Origin of the sequence: Acinetobacter schindleri CIP 107287 (assembly GCF_000368625.1) — a bacterium.
In the GTDB taxonomy this organism is placed as follows: Bacteria; Pseudomonadota; Gammaproteobacteria; order Pseudomonadales; family Moraxellaceae; genus Acinetobacter; species Acinetobacter schindleri.
This window is the reverse complement of record NZ_KB849576.1, coordinates 391,981-415,111: the sequence shown is the minus strand read 5'-3', so window position 1 is coordinate 415,111 and position 23,131 is coordinate 391,981. Positions and strand designations below refer to the sequence as shown.

Annotated in this window: 35 protein-coding genes; 4 read left to right on the top strand and 31 right to left on the bottom strand. The window is 41.6% G+C overall.

Annotation, left to right across the window (positions count from 1 at the left end; genetic code table 11):
* Window positions 1-8: 8 nt before the first annotated feature.
* The 4 genes from F955_RS16735 to F955_RS09525 form a co-directional block, all read right to left on the bottom strand.
* Window positions 9-182: a hypothetical protein gene (locus tag F955_RS16735; protein WP_004279628.1), complete on the bottom strand. Its 174-nt coding sequence runs from the start codon at window positions 180-182 to the stop codon at window positions 9-11.
* Window positions 183-313: 131 nt separating this feature from the next.
* The gene (locus F955_RS09535) at window positions 314-688 is read right to left on the bottom strand and encodes a hypothetical protein (RefSeq protein WP_004279626.1); all 375 of its coding nucleotides are present in this window, start codon (window positions 686-688) and stop codon (window positions 314-316) included.
* A gap of 208 nt (window positions 689-896) precedes the next feature.
* Entirely contained in the window at window positions 897-1,358 is a 462-nt protein-coding gene (locus tag F955_RS09530; protein WP_004893891.1) for a PH domain-containing protein, read from the bottom strand.
* 58 nt (window positions 1,359-1,416) lie between these two features.
* Window positions 1,417-1,977 (bottom strand): hypothetical protein, encoded by a 561-nt coding sequence (locus F955_RS09525; RefSeq protein ID WP_004893887.1) that lies wholly within the window; start codon window positions 1,975-1,977, stop codon window positions 1,417-1,419.
* Window positions 1,978-2,477: 500 nt separating this feature from the next.
* Between F955_RS09525 and F955_RS16730 the strand changes: the two genes are divergently transcribed.
* Window positions 2,478-2,645, top strand: a complete 168-nt coding sequence (locus F955_RS16730; RefSeq protein WP_004279621.1) for a hypothetical protein — start codon at window positions 2,478-2,480, stop codon at window positions 2,643-2,645.
* A 29-nt stretch (window positions 2,646-2,674) separates the two neighbouring features.
* On the opposite strand, the gene F955_RS09520 is transcribed toward F955_RS16730, so the two are convergent.
* From F955_RS09520 to F955_RS09395, 27 genes are all read right to left on the bottom strand, one after another.
* Entirely contained in the window at window positions 2,675-3,016 is a 342-nt protein-coding gene (locus F955_RS09520) for a hypothetical protein (RefSeq protein WP_004893884.1), read from the bottom strand.
* Window positions 3,017-3,478: 462 nt separating this feature from the next.
* On the bottom strand, window positions 3,479-4,222 hold the full coding sequence (locus F955_RS09515) for a phage tail tube protein (protein ID WP_004279617.1): 744 nt from the start codon (window positions 4,220-4,222) through the stop codon (window positions 3,479-3,481).
* Window positions 4,222-4,395: a hypothetical protein gene (locus tag F955_RS16725; protein ID WP_004893882.1), complete on the bottom strand. Its 174-nt coding sequence runs from the start codon at window positions 4,393-4,395 to the stop codon at window positions 4,222-4,224. Before F955_RS16725 ends, F955_RS09515 begins: the two co-directional genes overlap by 1 nt.
* A 9-nt stretch (window positions 4,396-4,404) precedes the next feature.
* Window positions 4,405-4,827: a phage tail terminator protein gene (locus F955_RS09510; RefSeq protein WP_004646451.1), complete on the bottom strand. Its 423-nt coding sequence runs from the start codon at window positions 4,825-4,827 to the stop codon at window positions 4,405-4,407.
* Window positions 4,802-5,299 carry a phage virion morphogenesis protein gene (locus F955_RS09505; protein WP_004893879.1) on the bottom strand — a complete coding sequence of 166 codons (498 nt, stop codon included), beginning with the start codon at window positions 5,297-5,299 and terminating at the stop codon, window positions 4,802-4,804. Before F955_RS09505 ends, F955_RS09510 begins: the two co-directional genes overlap by 26 nt.
* Before the next feature lie 7 nt (window positions 5,300-5,306).
* Window positions 5,307-5,750, bottom strand: a complete 444-nt coding sequence (locus F955_RS09500; protein ID WP_004893875.1) for a gp436 family protein — start codon at window positions 5,748-5,750, stop codon at window positions 5,307-5,309.
* 7 nt (window positions 5,751-5,757) lie between these two features.
* On the bottom strand, window positions 5,758-6,117 hold the full coding sequence (locus tag F955_RS09495) for a hypothetical protein (RefSeq protein WP_004893872.1): 360 nt from the start codon (window positions 6,115-6,117) through the stop codon (window positions 5,758-5,760).
* 10 nt (window positions 6,118-6,127) lie between these two features.
* On the bottom strand, window positions 6,128-7,207 hold the full coding sequence (locus F955_RS09490) for a major capsid protein (RefSeq protein ID WP_004893870.1): 1,080 nt from the start codon (window positions 7,205-7,207) through the stop codon (window positions 6,128-6,130).
* Window positions 7,208-7,212: 5 nt separating this feature from the next.
* Window positions 7,213-7,587 (bottom strand): hypothetical protein, encoded by a 375-nt coding sequence (locus F955_RS09485; protein ID WP_004893868.1) that lies wholly within the window; start codon window positions 7,585-7,587, stop codon window positions 7,213-7,215.
* 3 nt (window positions 7,588-7,590) lie between these two features.
* Complete coding sequence (locus tag F955_RS09480; RefSeq protein ID WP_004893866.1) at window positions 7,591-8,556, bottom strand: hypothetical protein; 966 nt, start codon at window positions 8,554-8,556, stop codon at window positions 7,591-7,593.
* A 53-nt stretch (window positions 8,557-8,609) separates the two neighbouring features.
* A complete protein-coding gene (locus tag F955_RS09475) occupies window positions 8,610-9,815 on the bottom strand; it encodes a phage head morphogenesis protein (RefSeq protein ID WP_004893863.1) in 1,206 nt (401 codons plus the stop codon).
* Window positions 9,793-10,050, bottom strand: coding sequence for a hypothetical protein (locus tag F955_RS16770; RefSeq protein WP_004893862.1), 258 nt, complete (start codon window positions 10,048-10,050; stop codon window positions 9,793-9,795). Before F955_RS16770 ends, F955_RS09475 begins: the two co-directional genes overlap by 23 nt.
* Window positions 10,051-10,052: 2 nt before the next feature.
* Window positions 10,053-11,537 (bottom strand): phage portal protein family protein, encoded by a 1,485-nt coding sequence (locus F955_RS09465; RefSeq protein WP_004893860.1) that lies wholly within the window; start codon window positions 11,535-11,537, stop codon window positions 10,053-10,055.
* 10 nt (window positions 11,538-11,547) lie between these two features.
* Window positions 11,548-13,083 (bottom strand): phage terminase large subunit, encoded by a 1,536-nt coding sequence (gene terL, locus F955_RS09460; protein WP_004893858.1) that lies wholly within the window; start codon window positions 13,081-13,083, stop codon window positions 11,548-11,550.
* On the bottom strand, window positions 13,084-13,554 hold the full coding sequence (locus F955_RS09455) for a DUF2280 domain-containing protein (RefSeq protein ID WP_004893857.1): 471 nt from the start codon (window positions 13,552-13,554) through the stop codon (window positions 13,084-13,086).
* A 45-nt stretch (window positions 13,555-13,599) separates the two neighbouring features.
* Complete coding sequence (locus F955_RS09450) at window positions 13,600-14,241, bottom strand: putative metallopeptidase (protein ID WP_004893855.1); 642 nt, start codon at window positions 14,239-14,241, stop codon at window positions 13,600-13,602.
* Window positions 14,201-14,638: a hypothetical protein gene (locus F955_RS09445; protein WP_004893853.1), complete on the bottom strand. Its 438-nt coding sequence runs from the start codon at window positions 14,636-14,638 to the stop codon at window positions 14,201-14,203. Before F955_RS09445 ends, F955_RS09450 begins: the two co-directional genes overlap by 41 nt.
* Before the next feature lie 746 nt (window positions 14,639-15,384).
* Window positions 15,385-15,624, bottom strand: coding sequence for a hypothetical protein (locus F955_RS09440; protein WP_004893848.1), 240 nt, complete (start codon window positions 15,622-15,624; stop codon window positions 15,385-15,387).
* Between the two features lie 171 nt (window positions 15,625-15,795).
* Complete coding sequence (locus tag F955_RS09435) at window positions 15,796-16,323, bottom strand: hypothetical protein (RefSeq protein WP_004893846.1); 528 nt, start codon at window positions 16,321-16,323, stop codon at window positions 15,796-15,798.
* A 2-nt stretch (window positions 16,324-16,325) separates the two neighbouring features.
* Complete coding sequence (locus tag F955_RS09430; RefSeq protein WP_004893842.1) at window positions 16,326-16,730, bottom strand: DUF559 domain-containing protein; 405 nt, start codon at window positions 16,728-16,730, stop codon at window positions 16,326-16,328.
* 70 nt (window positions 16,731-16,800) lie between these two features.
* A complete protein-coding gene (locus F955_RS09425; protein ID WP_228127682.1) occupies window positions 16,801-17,040 on the bottom strand; it encodes a helix-turn-helix domain-containing protein in 240 nt (79 codons plus the stop codon).
* Window positions 17,041-17,087: 47 nt separating this feature from the next.
* Window positions 17,088-17,858 carry a hypothetical protein gene (locus F955_RS09420; protein WP_004893837.1) on the bottom strand — a complete coding sequence of 257 codons (771 nt, stop codon included), beginning with the start codon at window positions 17,856-17,858 and terminating at the stop codon, window positions 17,088-17,090.
* Window positions 17,851-18,840 (bottom strand): YdaU family protein, encoded by a 990-nt coding sequence (locus F955_RS09415; protein ID WP_004893833.1) that lies wholly within the window; start codon window positions 18,838-18,840, stop codon window positions 17,851-17,853. The genes F955_RS09420 and F955_RS09415 overlap by 8 nt, the downstream gene beginning before the upstream one ends.
* Window positions 18,837-19,136 (bottom strand): hypothetical protein, encoded by a 300-nt coding sequence (locus F955_RS09410; RefSeq protein ID WP_004893828.1) that lies wholly within the window; start codon window positions 19,134-19,136, stop codon window positions 18,837-18,839. Before F955_RS09410 ends, F955_RS09415 begins: the two co-directional genes overlap by 4 nt.
* Complete coding sequence (locus tag F955_RS09405; protein ID WP_004893826.1) at window positions 19,133-19,903, bottom strand: phage antirepressor KilAC domain-containing protein; 771 nt, start codon at window positions 19,901-19,903, stop codon at window positions 19,133-19,135. The genes F955_RS09410 and F955_RS09405 overlap by 4 nt, the downstream gene beginning before the upstream one ends.
* 48 nt (window positions 19,904-19,951) lie before the next feature.
* Complete coding sequence (locus F955_RS09400; RefSeq protein ID WP_004646421.1) at window positions 19,952-20,416, bottom strand: phage regulatory CII family protein; 465 nt, start codon at window positions 20,414-20,416, stop codon at window positions 19,952-19,954.
* Window positions 20,417-20,467: 51 nt separating this feature from the next.
* Window positions 20,468-20,677 carry a Cro/CI family transcriptional regulator gene (locus F955_RS09395; protein ID WP_004893824.1) on the bottom strand — a complete coding sequence of 70 codons (210 nt, stop codon included), beginning with the start codon at window positions 20,675-20,677 and terminating at the stop codon, window positions 20,468-20,470.
* Between the two features lie 111 nt (window positions 20,678-20,788).
* Here F955_RS09395 and F955_RS09390 point away from each other — a divergent pair, with 111 nt between their 5' ends.
* The 3 genes from F955_RS09390 to F955_RS09380 all read left to right on the top strand — a co-directional run bounded on the left by F955_RS09390 (window position 20,789) and on the right by F955_RS09380 (window position 23,099).
* Complete coding sequence (locus F955_RS09390; protein ID WP_016807135.1) at window positions 20,789-21,490, top strand: S24 family peptidase; 702 nt, start codon at window positions 20,789-20,791, stop codon at window positions 21,488-21,490.
* A gap of 50 nt (window positions 21,491-21,540) precedes the next feature.
* On the top strand, window positions 21,541-22,713 hold the full coding sequence (locus tag F955_RS09385) for a type I restriction endonuclease (RefSeq protein WP_004893819.1): 1,173 nt from the start codon (window positions 21,541-21,543) through the stop codon (window positions 22,711-22,713).
* Between the two features lie 83 nt (window positions 22,714-22,796).
* Window positions 22,797-23,099 carry a hypothetical protein gene (locus F955_RS09380; RefSeq protein ID WP_004893817.1) on the top strand — a complete coding sequence of 101 codons (303 nt, stop codon included), beginning with the start codon at window positions 22,797-22,799 and terminating at the stop codon, window positions 23,097-23,099.
* Window positions 23,100-23,131 lie beyond the last annotated feature (32 nt).

The window sequence follows — 23,131 nt, the reverse complement described above, 5'->3', positions numbered from 1 at the left end:
GGGTCGGCTTACTTAAGAACTTCTATTAATTTTGCTATGGCTTGTAGTATGGGTGCTAATTGCCATGTCCCTACACCTACAATCACCAAGAAGCAGACAATGTAGGTCCAGCGCCTTAATGCTTTACTTTCTGATAATTGATTCATTGCTTTATCAACCTTTAAATCTAGGTTAAAATTCATCTATGGTTTGCTTCCTTCTGCCATAAGGTTGTGAACACAAAAAAGCCCGTGACTCGTAATCATGGGCTTTTTGCTTTTTTTGGGTATAAAAAAAGCCCACCGAAGTGAGCTTATGCAATAATTAAAAGAGTCTATTGGCTAGATTGCAGCATTCCGAGATTAAATGCATCTACCGAGTCTATGTTGACTATTATACTTGTTTGGCTTGAAGGAACTTTAACCCCATTCACCCAATACGCAGCATTTTTTAGATGAAGATATTGAAGTTCATCCATTGGCGTTTCTGGAATTTCGCCTTTTTCTTCGACTATCTGTGCATCAATAATATCTACATGATGTTTTAAGATTACATTCTGTTCGAGAGTGAAAAACTCACTTCTTGATATTAATTCACCACTAATCAACTGGCCATTTACACTTAAAGTAATAGGTAGTGTTTGCTTCTTTTCTACAACGATAGAATCATTTGCATTAACAACAAGCACTCTTAATAAACCGTTTTTCATATTTATCCCTATAATTTTTTAAACCTTGCTGCAATTTCTCTTCATGTGATAGAGAAATCTTTTCGCCTTTTGTACTATATAATCAATTTTCAGGTTAGTTCTAATCCTTAACCATAATTACACGCAAGTTGTTATGAAGGGCTTGAGAATCTAAAAGCGATTCTCAAATATGAGAAGCATCAAAAAAGCACCCTAGGGTGCTTTTGATTTACGATACTTTTTTATCAGCATCATCTAATTCATCGAGAAAATTATTTACTTGCTGTCTGAATTCCATTGGTCGTGAAATATATGGAATTGGTGCATGTGAGCCACCCACCCCTTTAACTACAATAGACCCAAAATTAAGAATTCGCCCCAAGATGCCTTGATCGACCCCTAAACTTTCAACACGATTTACTTTTAATTCAATTGTATTTCTTCGAATTAATCCAGACTTAGCAATGATACGTCTATTTGTTAGAGCTAGCTCTGTTGTTAGAACATGTATAGCAGCTATCCCAATTAAAATTAGTCCGATAAACAAAGAAACTCCGCTCTTTGATCCCAGCGCAGATAAAATAAATAGCCCCCCGAACAACAAATACCAGAATTGAGATAACCATGTCACTTGTGCTTTGATAATGATTTTCTCATCTCTAGCCAAGTTCTCTTCAATATAACTTCCCATATGACCCCTTATAAGTATTGATTTAATATGGCCATACTACTGTTTGCTTATTTCTTTATCAATCAGAAACCATTTCTTTCTTAAATGACTCAAAACCTTTCTTATCAGACTGGGCTACACGCGCTGCAACGGCGTTATTGAAGACTCCCTGCTTATACAGCTTATTTGCAGCCTTAACGTAGCCTTGGAATGCGCCGTAGGTCATGTTCATGATCTCGCTATGCTGATGGCCCGTTGATACCAGAAACTGGAATGAATCAAACCAAGTGGAGTCATCTTTCTTTTTGATGCCGCGTTTTGGCTTTTCGTATTTAAAGTAAGCTTGATTGACCAGAAGCACCGCTTTAAGCAGATCTTTAAATCCTTGCTCATCAGCAGCAAGCTCTACCAGTGATTCATTATTCAGATCAGTGACACATGCCATGGTCGAAATGACCTGTACACCATGAGCCTTGAATAGCCCTGTCAAAATCTCATCTGAATGATTCTGGTCTTTGATGAAGTTCTTAATCAACTCAGCATGCATTGCCCAGGTGTCGAAGTCTTTTATCTGGATCTGGCGCACTTCGATGTCATTGACTCTGACACTTCGATTTGTTGCTAAGAAAAAATCATTCATGGTGGAATCCCGAGATAAATTTTAGACATTAAAAAAACACCCGAAGGTGCTTTTCTTTTAACTTTGATAAAGGCTGAATTCTATAAAGTCCAACTACCACCTTGTCCCATCTCATAAACGATAAAAATTAAGGCTAGTACCATTAGTATGACAACAACGATTTCTGTTTTTGTTAGCATCTTCAGCGCTCCACTTTTCATCATTCATATGATAAGCAAAGCAAACAATTTATAACATAAAGGTTACAAAAAAATTATTGGATGTTACAAAGATTTAGAAGTTAGGGAAGTTTCTTTAGAGTGTAGCTACCTACTGAAGCATTCAAACATTTCGTTAAGCAACTCAACAAAAAGTTTCAACCGAAAAGCATTCTTACGCAAACCTAGAAACCTATAACTTTAGACCTGAATATCTTACATATCCCGACATAGCTGCTACATCCACGATTTAAATCATTCTCTACACTGAAATTAAGTCTTAGAAACGTAGAGGAAATTCAAATGAAAAAGTATTCGAAAATTCTAATATTGGCTTTATTCGGATTCACTGGCACCGCAGCTATTGCATCAGAACCACCAATTGAAGCTACTGCTGCAGCTGAAGCACAACAGGTTGCTTTAGAGCATGCAAGGAAGCAAGCAAACACACCCGAATCATCTGATGAATAAAAGAAAGCCCTCTAATGAGGGCTTAATAATTATTTATTCCAGCTTGGTATACAGGCACTGTTCCACGATAGTTCGAACTGTTTTTGATCCGTCTGATTTTCTACAAGCACTATATTTTTTTCAATCACAACAAAGCGTTGGAAAGCAGTGTATTTGTTATCTTTGTCCCTATAGCTTACCTCTCCACACTCTCCTATTTGATTACGAAACTTAGCTGAATCAGGATTTGGAAGAAAAGTTTTAGTTATTTCTCGTATTGATTTGAGCTGTTGTTCTTTTAATATCTCTGGATTAGAAGATTGAGCATTAAATTCTTGCTGACTACATCCAGTTAATATTGTAAAAACCAACAAAAAAACTATATGTTTCATAAGCCCCCCTTTTCCTAAAGGCGGAACTTTACATTATTTTGTTGATTAAGCTGATTGTATTTGCACATACTTTTGTAATTTTATGTTTAGACGCTTTAGGGCTTTTTTATGTAAATATTAAATAATTAATAAAGATTTCAAGTTATTTAAAACCTCCCGAAGGAGGTTCTTAGCTTACTAACTTACTGACATACAAGATAAATAATAGTAGAAATAATTATTACGGCTAGGATGGAGACAAATATTTCTATTTTAGTCATAGCAGTTTTATTCTTAACATGAACTGAATATCTTTTATATCCCCATCAGATGAAAATTAGAATAACAAAAGATTACATAATCTTTATTTTTTACTATTTATTAAGTTTCATCTTAAATGTTTTAAGACTTATTACTATAAGGCAGGCACAAAAAAAGACGCATAGCGCCGTGGAGTTCTTTGTGCCTGTATGGTTTATGGGTTTATGCAGCTACGCTAAAACGCTCAATATGACCAAATACACTTAGCTCTTCATCATTAGCTTTAGAGATATCTGCCAGTGCTTCACCTTCAATTGAATAAGATCCGAAGTCCTCATGAATTAGATCAAACTCGGTATCTGGCGAAAATTCGACGCGCCATAAAGTTAAGATCACCTTATCGCCTGTAACAGTATCAATGCCTTTAAACAGCAAGCGATATTCATTACCTAGGTTAGTTGCAATTGTAGTACGTGTCTTAGCACCGGCTTTGGCAGAAAACTTAACTGAACCAACAATAGCTTCATTAAAAATGACTGTGCCGTAAACAGCATCCAGTACATATTTATCTGAAGTGATGGCAACATCCGAGCTGTCTTTAAAATCCACTTCACTTAAATTACGATGTCCTAAGTCAATCATGGCGCCAGCTTCTACAGCACCCAGAGTAATATCAGTCAGCTGAGTTTCAGGGATTTCGATTGATTTGCCACTTAGGACCATTGCTAAGTTTTGCTTTGTTACTTCTTCAAGCGTACCAGAGATAGCCACTGCAGTTTGTTTGCGTAGTACCGCATCCTTAGCACGGAGGCCGGTTTTACTTTCATAGTGATCAGTGGATTCACTAGAGATTGCGATCTGCAATTCCGGTGTATTACCAACGGGCAATAAGGCAGATGGCACACTATTAACCATCTTCGCCAAATGAAGCTCGCCTTGAAGCGAGATTAAATCTGATTTAGCCATTACTTTTCATCCCCTGTGGTTTTCTTGGCTGGAGCAGCGGCTTTAGCTTCAGGTACTTCCTGAATCACACCATCTGCCAGTAATTTTTTAATTTGAGCATCATCCAGCCCGCCGACTACATCACCTTTTTTAAAGCGACCGACAGGCTGAGTTGCCTTGTATTGTTTTGCCATGACTGGCTCCTAAATAAATTTCTGTGATTCAAAAATAATAGTGATGTATGCAAAGCCTGGACTATACCCATCTCGAACTGATATGAAATCTAGTGCAGTACGCGATGCTTGAGGCTGCCAGCCTGACAGAAGTTGAATAACTTTTTCAGTCAAAAGCCCGGCTTCATCACTTACAGCACGTCCATCAGTCATCTGAGATTGAGCATTGCGGCATGCAACCGTAACCGCCCATTGCTGACCGATCTGATTGATACTTCCACGACCCGCACTGGCTTTCTTGTCGATACGAACAAAATTGACATGTGCAGATGGCGTGACTTGTGACATCTCTGTTACGCTGACTGAATTCAACGGCGTATAGATCTTTAGAAATTCAGGAATTTCTTTCAGCTTTTCTGCAATCTCATCACGTACCGCGAAGAAGGTGCTCATCTATAAAACTCCCAACAATATCCAAAACCATGACTTCATCTTCCGCATCAAGACCGAGTTGAGTCCGAGGTGGAATAATGGATTGCTTAACTTTCCGATATTGGCCACCCACTGCAAAGGTGATGTATTGGCCATTCTTGGGTAGGATTGTTGCGCCATAATGCAGATGGGGTGCATACGCAACATCTGTACCCACCTCCACACCGCTTGAAAGAACATTGTGTGTGTAGGAATTCATTAGGCGGCCAGTATCACGTAGCGTTTCGCCACCTTGCAGCTTGGCTCTCCATGAAATCTTCCACGGGTTACCATCCACACCAGTACCGGTTAAAAACCGATGCTGAATACTATTCACCAACCCAGCACCGATCTCATCAAATAACTGAGCCTTTAATGAGTCAAAGCTACCCAATTGTTTAAGCACCGCTTCGATAGGTGAGCTATCAGCTTGAATGATTATTGCAAAAGCCATAAACACCTCACTTCATGCTGGGCATTTGATCCAGGATAGAATCTCCAAATACACCACCGGTATATGAAGTGCCGACTGGTGCCGTCGAAGGTCGCCCTTTGGGTTGGTCGTCGCTAATTTGGTTACTGGTATCTAAAATTGCCAGTGAGTTTTTGCCATCCCGTACACCCTTTAAGAAATCTATCGCCATCCTGTAACGGACTTCGGTAGCTTCAGGTGCTTCCTCGAAATAAAGTTTATAGCGAGCAATTTCACACACTATTCGCTTTAAATTGTTAGGCACATTTGGCAAGGGTAATGGGTAGCGCACTGCTAGATATCCGTCCACTTCCTCACAAGCATCTTGCAATGCTGTCTCTAATGGATCTGGAGCATCAGCAGGAAACATGAGTGCAAGGTTAAGTACGTTTTCACCAAATCGAGCGACTAAATCAGCTTTAGTCGCATACATAGATCACCTACTTGGTTTCATCCGCAGGCTTGGCATCTGCTTTAGGTTTTGCAGCAGGTTTAACCTTTTCCAGTTCAGCCACTTTAGCTTTTAGCTCGGCAATTTCCTGATCTGCTTTAGCCTTGTCAGCTGCAGCCGTCTGGCTGGCTTCGGTTAAGGCTGCATTTGCTGTTGTCAGCTCGGCATTGGCCTTTTCCAGTTCAGCCAGACGAACAGCGGTATTGTCTGCCTTAGGTTCTTCAAGCTCTTGATATTCTTCAATAGCCCCAGATGCTAAAAGGGCCTGAAGTTGTTTAGCTTCAAGCCCTTTGATTTCATCACCTGGCATAAAATGCCCGATGGATTGTTTTGCTGTGTACTTCGGCATGTCTTGCTCCTTATAGGGTGATAAAGCCAGTACCACCAACGACGCCGTTCTTATTAGACGGCACAACCAGTGGAGCAGATTCAGTCATCAGCATGATTCCGCTTGGATCTTCGCAGTACCACTGACGATCAAAGTATTGCTGAGCAACGCCGTTGGCCAACATGTTTTTAATCTTACAGTGAGCAACTGAACCATTAGTATCAGAGATCAAAGAGAAGTAATCCTTAGGAATAAAACGATTCACCTTGCCCTTGTTGCGGTAGGTTGCGTCATATACCCAGAATTCAATTCCATCAAAAGTGCCCTTGAATGTCGCTGATTCCTTAACACCAAAACTTGGATTCACTGGAACAGAAATACCGGCATACGGCGTGATGAACTCTTTCTTAAACTCTTCATTGTTCCAGAGAGCCGCCCAAACCAAGCCAGACATAACAGATAGCTTAGCTTCACCACCATCAGCAGCCAATTGACGTTCAAGCATAGTGCGGATATCAGTTACTGGTTTAGCACCAACTTCATTCCACTTGGTTAACGGCGTAAATGTTAAAGATGCATCACGACGGTAATCCACCAGGTTGTATTCATAATCATCGGAGTGAAGCGCGTATTTACCATTTTTCAGTAAATCAATTGCCATCATGAGGACCGAGTTATCAATCGCATCATGGTTACGCTTCATTACCGAGATCTGAGCAATGATCATTTGCTCTTGCTCAGACAATCGCTGGTTACCAGTTGAGATGATGCCTGCGGTACGTAAACGTTCCAGCAAGGCAATTTCAAAAGTTTCAGCCGGAGTGACTTGGTTTTTTGGCTTGTAGTAAGCCGGTTTAACATGGCGTACTTCACCAGATTGGGTGGTATCAAATGGCTTACCAGGCTGTTGCGGAGATACCAGTGGTGCCAGATCATGTTCGGCAGATACTTCAGCCAAAGGTACATCATCACGGGTGAATAACGGGCGATTTGGGAAAAGCTTGTCTAAAAGCCAGGTATCCATCGGACGGTAATTCGAGTGAATCAGTGCGAGTTCACCCACATCAAGAAGTTCGAGCGGAGTGCCCTCAAGATTAAAAGACTGTGGCATGTTAATTACACCTTAGAAAGTTCGATTTTGTTTTTAGTTGCCTGTGCACGCGCTGCGTCATATTGAGCAGTTGTAAGCAAGGTTCCATTTACAGATACAGCTTCAATACTGAACACTCCGCCGTAGTACACCGGAATTTCGATTCCATCAGCAGCCTTGATAGTGGCTTCAGCCGCAGTGACATTCTGCCCACAGATCACATCCCACGTTTTTTCATCAGTGGCATGGGCCAGCACATTGGTATCTGACAGTGTTAATAGATCACCGTATTTAAATGCTGTGGCGGTCGGCACCTTGGCATTCGCACGACGTAACTTTTCATTGTCCAAGACCAGTCGTTTTGAGGTGACTGAAATAGGTGGTACATAGTGAATAGCCATGAATTATTTCCCCTTTTGTTCTGCAAATGCTTGTGCACCTGAAGTGAATTTGTGAGTGTCATTGTTATTTGACTGACCACCCTGCCCCGGATTGGCTTGATGAGTGAACAAGTGAGCAAATGCCGGATTCACACTTGGTGTTTGTTGTTGCTGTTGTCCAGCTGGTGGCTGCTGAGTAGTACCTGCTGAGAATTGACGAAGTTGCTTAGCCGTGAAAGTAAAAACTGAATCATCCATATTGGTATAAGCGGTTTTATCTTCCGCACTAAACTGTGTTTTCAGCTCAGTTTCTAAAGCTGCAATTTCATCAGCGCGCTTTTGCGCTTTGAATTGCTTAAGTTCAGTCAACGCATCATCACGCTCACGCTCTGCCTGCTCTTTGGCCTGTTGTGCTTTTTCTAATTCGGTCACGTTGGTGTCCTCTTTGGTTGGGTTTGGGTTAGCTTTGCCCGAAAAGGCTTTAATTGATGTATTACGATCAGCACCTGTTGAACAGATCGTAAATTCACGAATACGGTTTTGACGGAAGATTGTGATCGGGCCTTCAAAGGACTGACCATTAACAGTGACCGATTTGCCTTGTGATACTTCTTCAATGGATCCTGGATCAATCATCATCGACATCTGGAATGGGAAACCGTCATCAGAGTCTTGAACAATCTCTTGTGCTTTCGCATTCGTAAGAAAATCACCAGATACATCAATCTTTCCATTTGTATCTACAGCTTGAACTACACCAATTCGACTTGAGCCGAAGTGTTCTTCAAGTAAGGCTGTCGGCTTATCAATCTCAATTCCATCAAGATCAAAGACCACACCGGAGCGCCCCCAATACCAGTGACCATCTACACGACCACCGGCATAAGCAGTGCCTTTAAATTTCCGTTTCTGCCCTTCCTCGGCTTTCGGCACTTCGATTGCTGAGGCATTGAATAAATACTTCAGCCGTTCTTCATTTGGATCTGGCATTTTTCATGCTCCATAAAAAAACCGCCCAGAAGGCGGTCATATTCATTTTTAAATTAGTTCAATAAAGGCTTAAGTGTATAAACCATCTGCCCTTTAATCGCTTCAATCGAAACTACCTCAAAAGACAATCCCATTGGTATCAAAACGCCGTTGCCTGCATTCAACATATCCAGATCAACACCCAAGCCTTTCGCATTCTCAATCTTAATCACGATATCTGAAGCTGTATCAGCCATCAGCAACGGCGCATTCAATTGAACTGTTTGCCCTACCTGATAAGCCGCTACCTGTTGAAGCGTTGCAACACCCACTACGGTTGAAGCCGTATTACTTGCCACAGCTTGAATCGCTGCCATGTCCGTACTCAGCCAGCGCTTAAGTACATCATCAGCCAGAGAGCTTGTAGCAGAGTTTAAATAGCCAGTCAGTGCGGCATCATTTCCCTGTACATAGTCCAAGAAGGTGCGAATCGCACTTGGTCGAATGCTTGGATCAAGTGGTATTACTGTATTGGCCACCGTATCGAATAGATCCCGAGTCTTATCATCCATCGGAGCAAACAGACTGGTGAGCTTTTTACTCGCCGTCCATTCAGCCTTAATGACTTCCTTTTGCTCGAGTAGATATTCTTTATCAAGACTTGAAGCACTAATCTTTTTATCTACCAATGTTTCAAGTTCACCGAACTGCAATGGGTGTGATGACCAATCTAAGGCCTCAGCCACTTCAGGCAACTTATCGTCAGGCGTAATGCCGTATTTCAATGCCTGCTTCTCGGTTAAGGCGATCACTGTACAACGGCAGCGGAATCCTAATGGCGGATAGTGTGTCAGCCAAAACGGGTGATCGATCGGCAACACAATCCGATTCAAGGCTAAATGAGCAGGACGTACGCGACTATCATTGATCGCTGAGTACATTAGGTACGAGCGCTTAGCCTTATTTCGTTGCTGTTGTTGCCACCGCCCATGACCGTACGCACTCTGGATGTTGGTACGAAATACATTATCCAGGTAGTGCTTTGGCAGAATGATTTCAGATTCTTCAATTAGCTTCTGAAAGTCTTTAAAAGTACCGCCGTCAGCAATAGATTTATTCACTACCTTAATGACCGTCTCAATCTGTTCAAGACTCGATAGAAAGCTAACCGTGGTTGCCATCTGCCGGGTCTTTAGATCCATCGAATAAAACTCATCAGGCAGCACGATCTTTTTGCTATGAGCGTACCGAAGCGCTTCAAGGAATGTGACTGGTTGCATAGACACTCCCCAATGAAGTCAAGTTTTTTTCTGCGTTCATGCCGTACTGAAACATCAGCCAGACATTATGTGAATGCTTATAAAACTTTTTATCTTCAATCTCGTCGCTTGAGTTGGAAAATCCATGCTTGACTACAAATTTCCAAGGCGGCGTCCTAAACTCCGAATGTGGTTTTCGCCCATAAACGTATTCATATGATTTAATGAATAGCTCATTTTGTTGTGCTATTTCCATAACTACTTCCCACCTTGAGCCGTCACACATCCCAACACATCCGCAGCATACAAAGCCTGATCCAGATTGGCCGTAAACTGTGTCTGAGTTGCACCAGGTATTAACTGCATCAAGTTATAAGCCAAGCTTTCAGGGCTATCAGACTTGAATACCAACTCCTTGACCTGATCCGGTTTCAGTAGCTGCAATTCGCCTTGGCCATCAGTTAATTCTTCAACTTCCTGCTGCTCTGGTGAGAGCTTGTTGGCTGAGGCCTTAAAGTTAAATGCCTGACGGGGTAAAGCGGTGAATTGATTGAAGCCAATCTGGTTCTGTTCAATCACATCGCCATCTTCAAGCCCGTACTCACGCTTAAAGTATTGTGGCGTTAAGACTGCACCTGCATTTTTTAACTTCACATCACGATCCGCTTTAGGTTCTTCCAGTGACTTTTCTTCACCAATGATGACCCGGTGACGTTCCCAGCCATTGATATCACATAGTGCGTTAATAATGGCTTGGATCGTTGGCATGATCATTCGTACGTCGGCTTTATACTTCGAGTTCTGTACTTCTAAATGCACATCACCTAAAGCTCGCGAACCTGCGCCGTCGGTACCACTTGTCAAAGTCTGGCCAAGGATAACTTTTTGAATACGGCGTTCAAGGTTCTTATCAAAGACTTCAAATGTCTGGGAAGCATTGCCATTAGTATTAGCAGTTTGAATCTCCACCGAATCTGTGCCACTTAAGGCAATAACCGAACTGGCATGTGCTCTAAGTAGTGCATCACGCATATCTGTCGTCTTGCCGGCAGTTTTACCAACCAGCATTGGTAAGCCAAACTTTTCAACAAACTTGGCCCAGAACTTAAAGCCAGACGTTTTGAAGAACCAGACCCAGTACAGTCGACTTAAAAGAGCCTCACCCAATGGATTCTCATAAGTAGATTTACAACGTGTCAAAAAGTGTTTGAAGCGCTGATCTACTTCTTGATCTTGTCGAGTCGTGTTGTAGTTAGCCAGCAACATCAGGCGACCATCATTTTTAGGCTCATACCACTGCATTGGCTTTTCACCAATCCATTTAAAACCAATAAAAGGCGTAATGGTATCGCCGTCAATATGTAGGCTCGGCTCTTCCGGCTTAGTATAAATCGCCTCTAAGACTGAATATCCATACCAACGGGCATTCTGGGTACCCAACAAAATCTCAGACCACCACTCGCGCAAATGCTCCATGATGATTTTTGACTCTGGGCGGTCTATCGGCTCTATTCGCCACGGCGCACTTTCAAGTTTATCCTGGCGTTTTTCAATTGCCTGATAAATCTCATCGTCATACATCATGACTTTTAAGCGCGGGCGCGTAACACCAGCTTTCCGAAGTACTTCATCGCCATCCGGCATTTTTGTCAGATAACTGATTAAGGCCTGCTCTGCCTCATGAGAATAGAGGGCACCAGATTCGGGCTTACTATTTTCAGACTTTTTACTTTTCTTAGCCATAAATAAAACCTTAAGCCGCTGGTGGGCTGTAATTAATTGCAATCACTGCATCTTCAATCGCATCAATAAGTGTATCTACTTGGTCATCATGATCGTGAGTGAATGCCGCATTGAATGCTTCACACTCTTCAAAGAACTCACCGACCCATGGTGCATCTTTAGGTACCAATACAAACCGGTCATCAGGCTTGTCCTTATAGTTCGCTTCAAGATGAACCTGTACATCCATAAACCGGGATAGCTTGTCTGTATTACGCTGGACGGGAATCACAGCAACACCGGAGTAAGTTCCTAGTGTTTGGATCAACTGGGTACCAGATGCCTTGTCTTCTACTTTCATGTAGCGGATAGGCTTGGTATGCCAGGTGTATTCTTTGTGCTTATCCAGAAATGCCTTAGCCTGGCGGTTTAGTTCCGGTGCTTCCCATTTGCCACGTAAGAGGTCAAGCAAGTACAGCTTTCCATCTATCCCCATGCCCACCAGCAGGAATACAGAGTAGTCATTGTGCTCTTTGGTTTTCTGCGCTGTATCGACAAGGACGGCGCGCCACTGAAGCTCTGGGTGCTCTTTATAGAATCCAAACCATTCAGACTTAATCAAATCACCACCCAGCTTTTTAGGCTGCTGCATGTACTGACTTGAGAATGTATAGCGTGATACCGTCGCGCCCTCTTTATCCTTACCACCCTTTTCAAGCTGCAGTAAGGATTGCAATGATTCTTTCTTTGGCCAGTAACTTTGGCGACCCTGCTCATCACGCTCAGCATCTTGCGGTACCAGCTTTTGAATATGCTCTGGCAGTGTTGCAATGTACTTATCATCAATCAGTGCCGGAATAGATACTTGGCTCCATTCACCAGGTAAATTGCCTGTCATGACGAAATTGGTTGGATCCTCAGTGTGAAGACGCTGCATGATCATGATGATCGGTGTATCAGACTTAGCTTTACGGGAGTTCACCGTGTTCAGTAGCTTCCGATTCGCTGCATCCCGCTTGATCTTACTGAAAGCATCTTCGGGCTTTAACGGATCATCAATGATGATACAGCCAGTAAATCCATCATCTGCGAGTGTTCCTGCCCGTCGTCCAGTGACCTGTCCACCCATAGAAGCCACATACACATGGCCAACGTCATAGTCCTCAACCGTAATCTTCCATTCTTTCTTGGAGTCAGTACTATTGGAAACTGTTAAATCCCACATTTGGCGATAGTCTTTCGACTTTACAATGTCACGCGCCGTATCCGATACGCCTTCTACCAGTGATTGAGAGAAGGACAAATACAAAAACCGTGACCGGGCATTTAACGCTAAGCCACGTGGAATTAGGTTGGTGGTCAGTTCAGTTTTTCCGGCCCCTGGTGGAACGTTGATAACCACGTTTGCAATCTCACCAGCAATCACCTGATCAATAATCCATGAGATGTAAACATGGTGCCAGTTCACCGTAAATTTAAAACCCATACGGGGCTTAAAGAATCGCCGGGTGAAATATAAATGCTCATCTTCACACAGCTTCTTTTCAACCTGTGTTTGCAGATCCATTTAATATTCCTCTTGGGCCTTCTTTACTGCAGCTTCAACCTGTGCTTGGGTAGCATGAACAACTGTTGTTTGAAGAGGTTCGCCGTCTTTACCAGTAATCTCTATTTTCTTTTCATAGTGACCTTTAACAATTTTTTGCATCTGATCAATTAATTTAATTGCTGAAACCACATTGCTTTTTTTATTCACCAATAGATCACTGAGAATTTTCAACTGAACAATATCGTTAGCACCTTCAATGTTATAGATCGGCTGGGCAATGTATTGCTTACGTGCTTCATTAAATAGATCTACAAATTCCTGTGATAAGTCAGCACCTGCAACTTTGGTAGGATCATATGTCTCCACTTGTTGTGGGGAAACATCAACTCCTAATTTTACCTTGATGTCTTCTACTACTTGAGTGGGGGTCATAAACTGGGCAAGTGCTCGAACTATAAATACTTTTTCGTGTTTTTTAAGTCTTGCCATAAATCACCATCCATCAAGGTACATCAAGGAAAGTGGGCAAAAAAATTAACCGATGACACAGTTCCCACAACATGCTGCAATATTCGTTTCAGATACAAACGGCGCATTCTTGGCAATTTCTAGAAGTCTTTTAACAGACTCATCAGCACCCCACCGTTTAGTCTCACCAAAGAACACTTCAACGTCATGGCCAGCCAAATAATGCTTAGGTAAGCCAGTATGGTCGCTATAAATGATTTCGCCATCTTCATCACGCTCAACACCGATGTGATAAAGCTCATGTTCAATCAGTCGACAAAACTCACGATCTGAGGCTTGCTCACAGAAAGCAGCATCCACAGTAATCAGATATTGAGGTACAAAGCCGAACCAATCCCGCATCTGTTGTTCCTGGCGTGCTTTCTTCCAGCCACCCTGGTTAAACATGACCTTTTCACATTGCCCCAGCACCATACGTTTTTTCGCTATGGCGGCAGATGAAGCCCATGCGAATGCAAGGAACTCTTCATTGTCATGCAGTAATTCAGCAATATGATCATGATCCGGGTTATGAAGTTCACCGCCGAGAGTGAGCCAGTTTTTAACAACCCATTCCTTGAGCTCTGGTGCAGGTGCCAAACGAATGGCTTCCTCTTCCTCGGCCTGATCAATCAGCTCCGTCGGCGGGAATGGTCTGAACTGTTCCATAAGATGCCTTTAAATTTCTCAGCCATGCCGTTGCACGGCCCATATTGATGTCATTAACTTCAAAGCGGTGATATCGATAACCCATTTCTTCAGCATGGTCATAGCGATCCATACTCCAAGCTTTTGTGGCCAACTTACCTTTTCGGCCACCAGACCAAGGCCCACCAGCAATTTCAATTAATGTGAGATAGCCAACCAGGTGCAAATCGAAACGCCAGTGCTTAGTACTTTTAAAATGAAAATATTCTTCGTATTTGATTTCCACCCGATCCAAGATTTCTTTTAATCGATCGAATGCTTCTAAGTATTTTTCACCAGCTTTGGGTAGGGGTCTGACACGCGATTTCTTTTTTGGCGGGATTTTTTGGGTGAAAAGTTTATAAGCCTTTTCATCCATACAAAGTGAACCGTAAATTATTAATGCGTTCTTTCAGCTTAATTATAATTTCATCGATTACTATCATTTGATGACGCGTCAATCCAGATCTGCTGAGATTCTGATACTTAGACAGCTCAGTACTGCAAAATTCTAAGTCTTGTTTCGCTTGTACTTTATCTGTCATGTAATCACCAATAAGAAAAGAAAAACCCCGACAAATTAATGACGGGGTTTGAGTCGCAATATGTTCGACAAAAGGAAAATAGCAATATATTTCAATAAAAAACCCGTTTAACTCTCTCCAATTAAACGGGCTTGACTTGCGTCACAACGTCTTTCTTCTTTTGCAGAGCAACTATATTGCTTAAATATTACAGCTTTATGAAACAGCTCTTTGCTTGGGTGATTGCTATTCAACTTCTTTTAAACAATCCCGACACACCTTGATTTCTTCATCATCAACCGTGTAATCGATCTCAGTCGCACCGTGTAGGCCGAATAAACACATCAGTAATCTAAGCATGATTTTACTCCTGGGCAATCAAGCAATCATGTCGCAAGAAATGTCAGTTATTTTCACTTATAAAACATAAATTTATGATATTTATTTCCAAAATAATGTCAGTAATTTTGTCGAACTAAGCAAGATTCCTTCCTGGTTAATCAAGCAATGATCAAGCATTTTAACTTGGTGTGATTACACTAATATTTCTCAGGGCAATAAAAAAGCCCACCATTTGGCGAGCTTTCCTTGATGCTTAAACCTATTCTTTTGAACCCTTCACTTCAAACTGGTATTCGTCTTGAGTGACCTTAATTTTAATATTTTTATATTTTCGTTTGTTTGGATCCATTGCCGAGCCAGCCACTTCCTCAAAAAAGCTACGATCATTCATTAGCTCGCCATATGCTTTATAGCCTAATAAAATCTTTTCAGGCTTTTTGCCTTCAGCCACTAATTTACCGAGAGTATCTTCTAGTTTTTTAACAGTTAAAATCGCCATTTCAATTAGAGCTCAAAAACAAAAAGGCATTATCACTTAATTTTATGAATAAATAATGTCAAAAAAGCCCACCTTTCGATGAGCCTTCTATCAGTAGTGCGACTTACTTACACTTCGCACCACTATAACACGAATTTAGCATTACCCTTGTACAAGGTCAATCCCTAATCATTATTTATATTCAATGAACTTATAACGACAGTGCAATGCAGCCAAACCGCACTTCACATCAGCACGAGCATCATTTTCTGAATACATTTTCACCATGTCGCCCACTGGATTCATCTCCCATTTCACCATCTGCGACCACGAATTCCCATAAAAATAACGGCAGATAATCGCATCCATCCACTCATCCATGATTTCACTTTGACCCTGCATATCCAGAATTAAGCGCTGGACTGCCCGAGCTTCATTATCATCAATCTCACAAACCACCCCAACTCTGGATAATTTCGGCTTTTCCTCTGACAGCATTGAATCAGCAATAATTTGACGAGTCTTTCTCACACCCAACTTAAACTTGCGCTGCTTTACAACCGCCTCATCCATAGCAACAGCAATAGGATTGATGCTCTTGCCGCATGTCCCAGCCACGCTATTCATCCAAGCCCCAAATTGATAAAGCCATTCCTCTAGTGAGTATTTACCCCAATCAACCGCCTGCATAATATTTTGAACCTTAACCATCGCATTCATCCCTATTCCCCTACCATCTTCTCTATTTGCTGGATCGCGTGACCTGACTTCACTTGATCTGTACTAAACCGTATTACCTGAAAACCCATCATTGTTGCGGCGTTATATTTTTCCATGTCCCCGATATACCCCTTGCCTCTGGTATGTCTTCCACCACTCCAGATCCCACCTTCAACCTCAACCAATATCTTTTTGTCTACTAAGTGAAAATCTGCTTTCCACTTACGATCAGGGTGAAATTTAAATTCCTGCTCAAACTCAATTTTTAAAGTCTTTAGTTCTCGGGCCAGTTTCGCCTCAAACTCATTCGGTACTTTTTCGCCTTTCACCTTAGGACGCTTGGAGCGCACTTTTGGTCTGGTGGCTTTCACCATCTTCTTGTATTCAGCGATTGAGTAGCTGGTCATTCACACCACATCCTCAAAACGACGGCGCCAATTGCCATGAAAATAAACATCAATGTTTTGTTAAGGTCCTTCACGCCGCCACCTTCACTGTGAAAATCTGCTTAGTCTTTTCAGTTACGGTAAAACCTGCAGGCGTTGCACCATCTCTCTGGATATATCCGGCCTGCTCCAACTGGCCTAAATAACGCTGCACAGTGCGACGATTACCCTCCATCAGTACCATCACATCAGAAACACTTGTTTTGCCCCGTTTAGCCATCATTTGGCGCAATACACGAATCATTTTCTCGCCTTGGGTTACAGCGTGCATCGATGGGCACCAATCCATGGTTTGAAAGTCATATTCTTTTGACATGATCAGTGACCTCCCAATTGCTCACGAATAACCTTAGGCACCTTCACCCCATCCATCTCGCATTTTTCCAAGTACGACTCAGGATTTTCAAAAGGATCTGGCCAAGGATCAGTTATTGCAGTCGGCTGGCACTGGAGACGTTGAGGTTTCGGCACATGACGGTTTTTTACATTCATGCGTTTTTTAAGTTCTTCAAGCGCTTGCTTTGCCACTTCATTTGGTACCGGGTTATGATCCTCCTCAGCTTTGCTTTCAATCTGCATCACAGCATCCAACACGCCATCAGGCTCACCACGTTCTTTAGCTTCAGTAACGAGTCGTTTGTACACACTGCAAAATACGTTGTGTACGGTATCAGTGGTTTTTAGCATCCCATATGGACCCACTACAGCGTCATAAGCTGCTTTAGCTAGGTGATTGATTCGAGCAGAGCGGTTTTCTTTCTCAAAATTAAGAGCCTGTAACCATGCCTCATCAGCGGTCTGATATTCATACCCACCTAAACACCAGTCTTTAAATTCTGGAATCGATGGTGGCCAGCTTGCCGTGTCCAGTCGCTTAAGACCTCGCAAGAATTGCTCATAAGTCAGCACAGAAAGTTTCTGAGCAAACTTGGCAACCACTTGCCCTTTAGTCTGACCGGCCCATTGATCAGTAAATTTTTTGCCGTGTAGCTCAATCATTTCCTTGATCAGTAAACGGGCATCTTCTTCGCCAAATTTGCGAACTTGTTGATCAGGTCCATTCACTTGATTTGAGATCTGGTTATGCATGGCCCACCCCCTCAACCGCATGGATATCAATTATGGCTTGTTCTTCAGGTTGACCTAATTCAGCAAACCACTCCTGTGCTTCACGTGCTGCTCGGCTTTGGTATCCAGAAGGTTTGGCAGCCGGTGCAGATTTCTTGGCTTCACGTAGACGGCGTACTTCGTCTTTGTTGTTTTGAATCCAGGTAAACCATTTCACCAGCCATAAGCTTGGTGTATTTTTGCTATCAGACTTAGCTGAGAAGAAATCACCAAAGTTTGTAAACATAGCAATCAGATCTTGTTCTGGTAGACCAGGATTACGCTGCTTTCCAAGTTCTATGAAATCGTAGTGAATTGGATATACATGTACGCATTCAAGAATCGAATAGCGTTTGTGATCCTCAGCTTGATATTGAGAAAATTGAATCGGTGGAAAAGAAATTTTTTCTTCGCACGCATTACTACTACCACTACTATAAATACTGGTTATTGGTTCATGGTTATTGGTTAATGGTTTATGGTTTATGGTTGGTTGCACGTCCGTTAAATTTCCGTTCAACGCTGCTTCAACGGTCGTTGGATTCTCATTTAACTGACCTTCAACGTCTGTTGAACTTCTGCTATTCGAATGATCATCATTTGATGAACCACCATCAGAGTTCCGTTGCTTTTTCTCTGCGCGTTTTTTAGCAGATGCTTTTCCAGCATCACTAGCCTGTTTGCGCTTACCGTGATATTCAGCGATTTCACGTTCACAACGATTGTTGATATAAACCCCATCCTCAAGAGTAAAAAACTCATCAAGAACATATTTCAAAGCAGCTGTCTGGTCTTCAGTTGTACATTGCAAACGGCGAGCCAAACGCTCCAAATTGGATGCATCAATTGGCTTTTCAGTGTCGTAATACATATCTAGAAGATCTCGGTAGATCGCACGCTCAACCAAGCTCAAATGGCGAGTTGCATTGTTGAAATCCCCTATATGATGTTGGTAATAATTCATAACTTTTCTTCCACTTTGAGGTATGCACCAATGCTCTGACCTTCACGCTTTAGCTCATCAAGCATGTCGTCTAAGCCAAATTGATTGTTCCGCTCAACTAAATAATGAATAAACTCATTTTTCACTTCAGTCATTTCTTCATCGTGATGACATTCATGCTCTTCACATTCATGGGTCTCACATTCAAGACATTCATACTCAAAGCCGCTTTCTTTCATTTCATCGGCAATCGTATTTAAGTCAGAACCACTAGATGAAGATATGAAGCCAAGAACATCTTCTAAAGTTATGCTCATGCTGCCACCTGCTGTGCTTTACGCATCTTATTGACTAGGCCTGTAATACGAGTCAGGCCAAAAGCAGTGACACGCATGTGCAAGAACACACGCTCCTTGCCATCGTTGCGATTTGTGATTACTGGTGATGTACGGTTGGTGAATACGCCATTAATGACATACTGGGCATGTGGTTGAAGCTTGCGATCCGAGTCGCGGTAAACCCACTTTCTGTCAATCAATAGCTTGATTAGGTCTGATTCTTTAATACCGATTGTTTTGGCACATTCACGCAGGCAATAAGTATTGGATGTATCAGCAATGACTTCTAATGCTTCAGCCTTAGGTGCAAGTACTGCTACTTTTTCACTTAACTCAATGTTGAGCTTGGCTTGGACTTCGATTGCTTGAAGTAGATGTGCAGGATTGGTGATGTCAAAACTATTTTTAGCCTTAAGCGCGTCTTCCATCGAAGTCATGCGGTCAAAAACTCGAGCCTGTAACTCATAGCTATATGACATAGCCATCAAGCAGGCTTCGCGTTTTGGGAAGTTGTAGATATGTCGCGTGTTGTTGTTGCCGTAGTTTTGCGTTCCGATAAATTTCGGAGCGTGATTATCCCCTAAAACACCTGGGACTTTCCGCATAAAGTCATCATGACGAAGTTCTTTATATGGCTTCTCTACAGTGGCAGTCTCTTTGCGAAATTTATTAATGAAATCAACAATCTCAGGTGATGACATTGTTACTTCGTTTATGTTAAAATTTCCTTGTGTTAACATATTCATTGTTTGGATCTCCAACGATTTAAACACCGAAAAGCCTGACCTCGACCGTCAGGCTTTTTCTGTTTCTGGGTTATTGATACAAGCCTGGACTTGTTTATCCAGCTCAGCCAAAACAACGTGCATTTGGTGAATTACTTTTGACATATCACGCACTTCACCTGGAGTGATGCGGCCGTCAGCCATAATCTCGCGAAACGTACTCATCACATCCCCGCCACGCATCCCGACGCACAAAACCTTATCTGTAAGCGCCATATCGCGGCATTCAGGGATTTCGGGAAGGTTAATTGCAACCTTTTCATGCTCAGCAGCTAATGCTTGCAAAATACGAAAGTCACCAGTCAAAGCCATCAATTTAGAAGCCTCAGCAAGTGTTAGATGGTGAGTTTCAGTATTTGGGTTGATCTTGCTGTTTAGAACAGCGGGGCTTTTGATTCCCATACGTGGAGCTAATGAGGCTGAACCACCTGGGTAGTCACGAACTGTGTTGTACGCTGCATCTGTTATGTTCATTTTCCCTTCCTTCGAACGTATTTAATTAAAATCAAATGCTTAATAATTAATTTAAGCGGTTAATCGCGATGGCGTGGGTACTTCTCTAACAATCTTGTAGGAAATCCCTGGTATAACAGCCATGATTTTTCCAACAGAAGGATCTGGGATGTATTCACCCCATTGATTAATCGCTTGGGGAGTGATGCCAATTTCTTCAGCTAGGCGTGATGCATTTTTAAAATGATCAAGAGCGTCACTGGTTTTGATGAGTACTCTCATGTTCAATCTCGAAAGTATGCTTTATTATTAAAGTGTACTTTAATATATTTTTGCAAGCAAGCTTTATTAATATTGTTGTAAGCTGGCTTTAAATTTAAAGTGAATTTTAATATGAGTACTCTTGAGGATCGGATCAATCAGGCCATATCTCATTTTTTGTCCAAGAATAAACTTAAGAAACTGGACAGAGCGGCCATGGCTAAGTATTGCGAAGCATCTGTAGCTGCGGTAGGCCAATGGATTAATGGAAAAACAAAGTCGCTTGATAGCTTTAAAAATGCTAAAGCTGCTCAATTTTTAGGTGTGAATCCCCACTGGTTAGCCGGTGATCCTAAGTATGGAATGCTTGATGCATCAAGTGATCAGAAACTTGATAACAATATCGATCTATCTCAAAAAATTCCTATGGAAGGTTTTCCTGTACCTGTTATTTCATGGGTAGCTGCTGGTTCATTTGACCCTATTGAAACCGTGCTTAAAGATGTTGAAGTGGATGAATATCTTCCGCCAATAAGAGAATGTGGAAAAAATGGATATGGTTTAGTAGTGGTTGGAAATTCCATGAAGCCTGACTTTAAGCCAGGTGATCGTATCTATGTAAATCCTGATATTCAAACTTTCGACTTACATACCGATGATTTAGTGATTATTGCCTGCTGTGGTGAGAGTGAGGCTACGTTTAAAAAGCTAATTATTGAAGGCAGCGATAAGTACCTTCAGCCACTTAATCCAGATTGGCCTGAGCAAATTATTAAACTGACAGAAGATTGCCGCCTAGTAGGTAAAGTTGTCGGGTTGTATAGAAAAATTTAATTAAAAGTAATTTACCAATCAAGGTAAAGATAATATTCCAGGGGGAAACTATGGATAATTTTGTACAACGATTAAAAAATCATATTGAACATGTAAAAAAAGTAGGTGTCCACTGCTCAACGGAAGAGACCACGAAGCAAGCGCTGATATTACCTTTATTGGATATTTTGGGTTTTAATCCATATGATCCCACAAAAGTTCTTGCGGAATTTGCAGCTGATTTCCCGGGAGTTAAGGCAACTGAGCGTGTAGATTACGCACTATATTGCAATGGTCAGCCTGTAATGTTTATTGAAGCCAAGCCTTATGTTGCAAATCTAACCAATCATGCACCACAACTATCAAGGTATTTTAACAGCAGCCTAGGTGTAACTATTGGTGCTATTACAAATGGTCGTGAGTGGAGATTTTTTACAGATCTAATCAACACTAATGTTATGGATGAAAAGCCATTTCTAACAATTGATTTTACAAAAGCTGACCCTGAAGATCTGACACAGTTAGCGGAATTTAAACATGACAATTTTCATGCGGAAAAGTTAAGATTTTTTGCAGAAGAAAATCAATATATCCAGCAATTTAAAACTGTAATTAAGAAAAGTATTAATGAGGTTGATATTGATTTTGTAAGATATGTTGCACAACAAGCAAGCATACAACGCCAATTAAATACTAAGTTTCTTGAATCCATACAGCCATTTGTTCAGCAAGCGGTACAGCAAGCTATTAGTGATACAGTCGTTAAAGGCCTATCCTCTCCAACAATTATTACCGCACAGCCAATTGAGCAGAAACCAACTGAAAATCAGCCTGAAGTGAATCAAGCAATACCAGAGTCCGATTTTATTGTGCATCCCGACAATGAAAAAATCATCACCACAAAGGATGAGCAAGATTTACTGCGTATTGTGACGGAGTTATTCCCAGAAGTTGAGATTGAAGGGCGTGATACTGAGAGCTATTACTCTGTTCTATATCAAAATAAAACAAACAGATGGTTGTTTAGATACGATGTTAATCGTAAGCGTCCTACAATTCAATTCAATGTATCAATAGATGAATCTCGTAAAACTGAGCTTGAGCGCGCTGGTCTAGAACTTCAAAATAATGGACAAATTTTTCTAGAAAAGCCGGAACATATTTACAGAATGGTGGGTATTCTTAGGGATAGTCTTGAGTACTGCATGAATGATGAGAATTTCAAGCGTGCCCCTAGTCAATAAATATTTATAAAAGCCGCTATATGCGGCTTAGGTTTTATCAAGATGTTGAATATGGTAGCTCCCCAAAAAAGAAGGAAAGCATAATGATCGCAACACTTAATAAATCCAAAACTGCGCTAACAATTAATCGTCAAGAATTTAAATTGGCATTAGGCAAAATCGGTGAAGGGATTGATAAGCAAATAGCTTCGCTTAAGAAAGCCAAGCAAAGCTATGACGCTGCTGAAATAGCACGTGAGGTCATTAGTGAGGCAAATATCTTTGAAGCTATTATTGAGGGCTTTAACGAAGCAGAAGAGACTAATCTAAAGTTGGCGGACATAACCAATCTTGAAGTGGCACAAGGATGGATAGATGAGTTTTTAGAAAAGTATTCTGCTCTATAAACCGCAAATTAATTTTTGTTGGCTGGATGAAT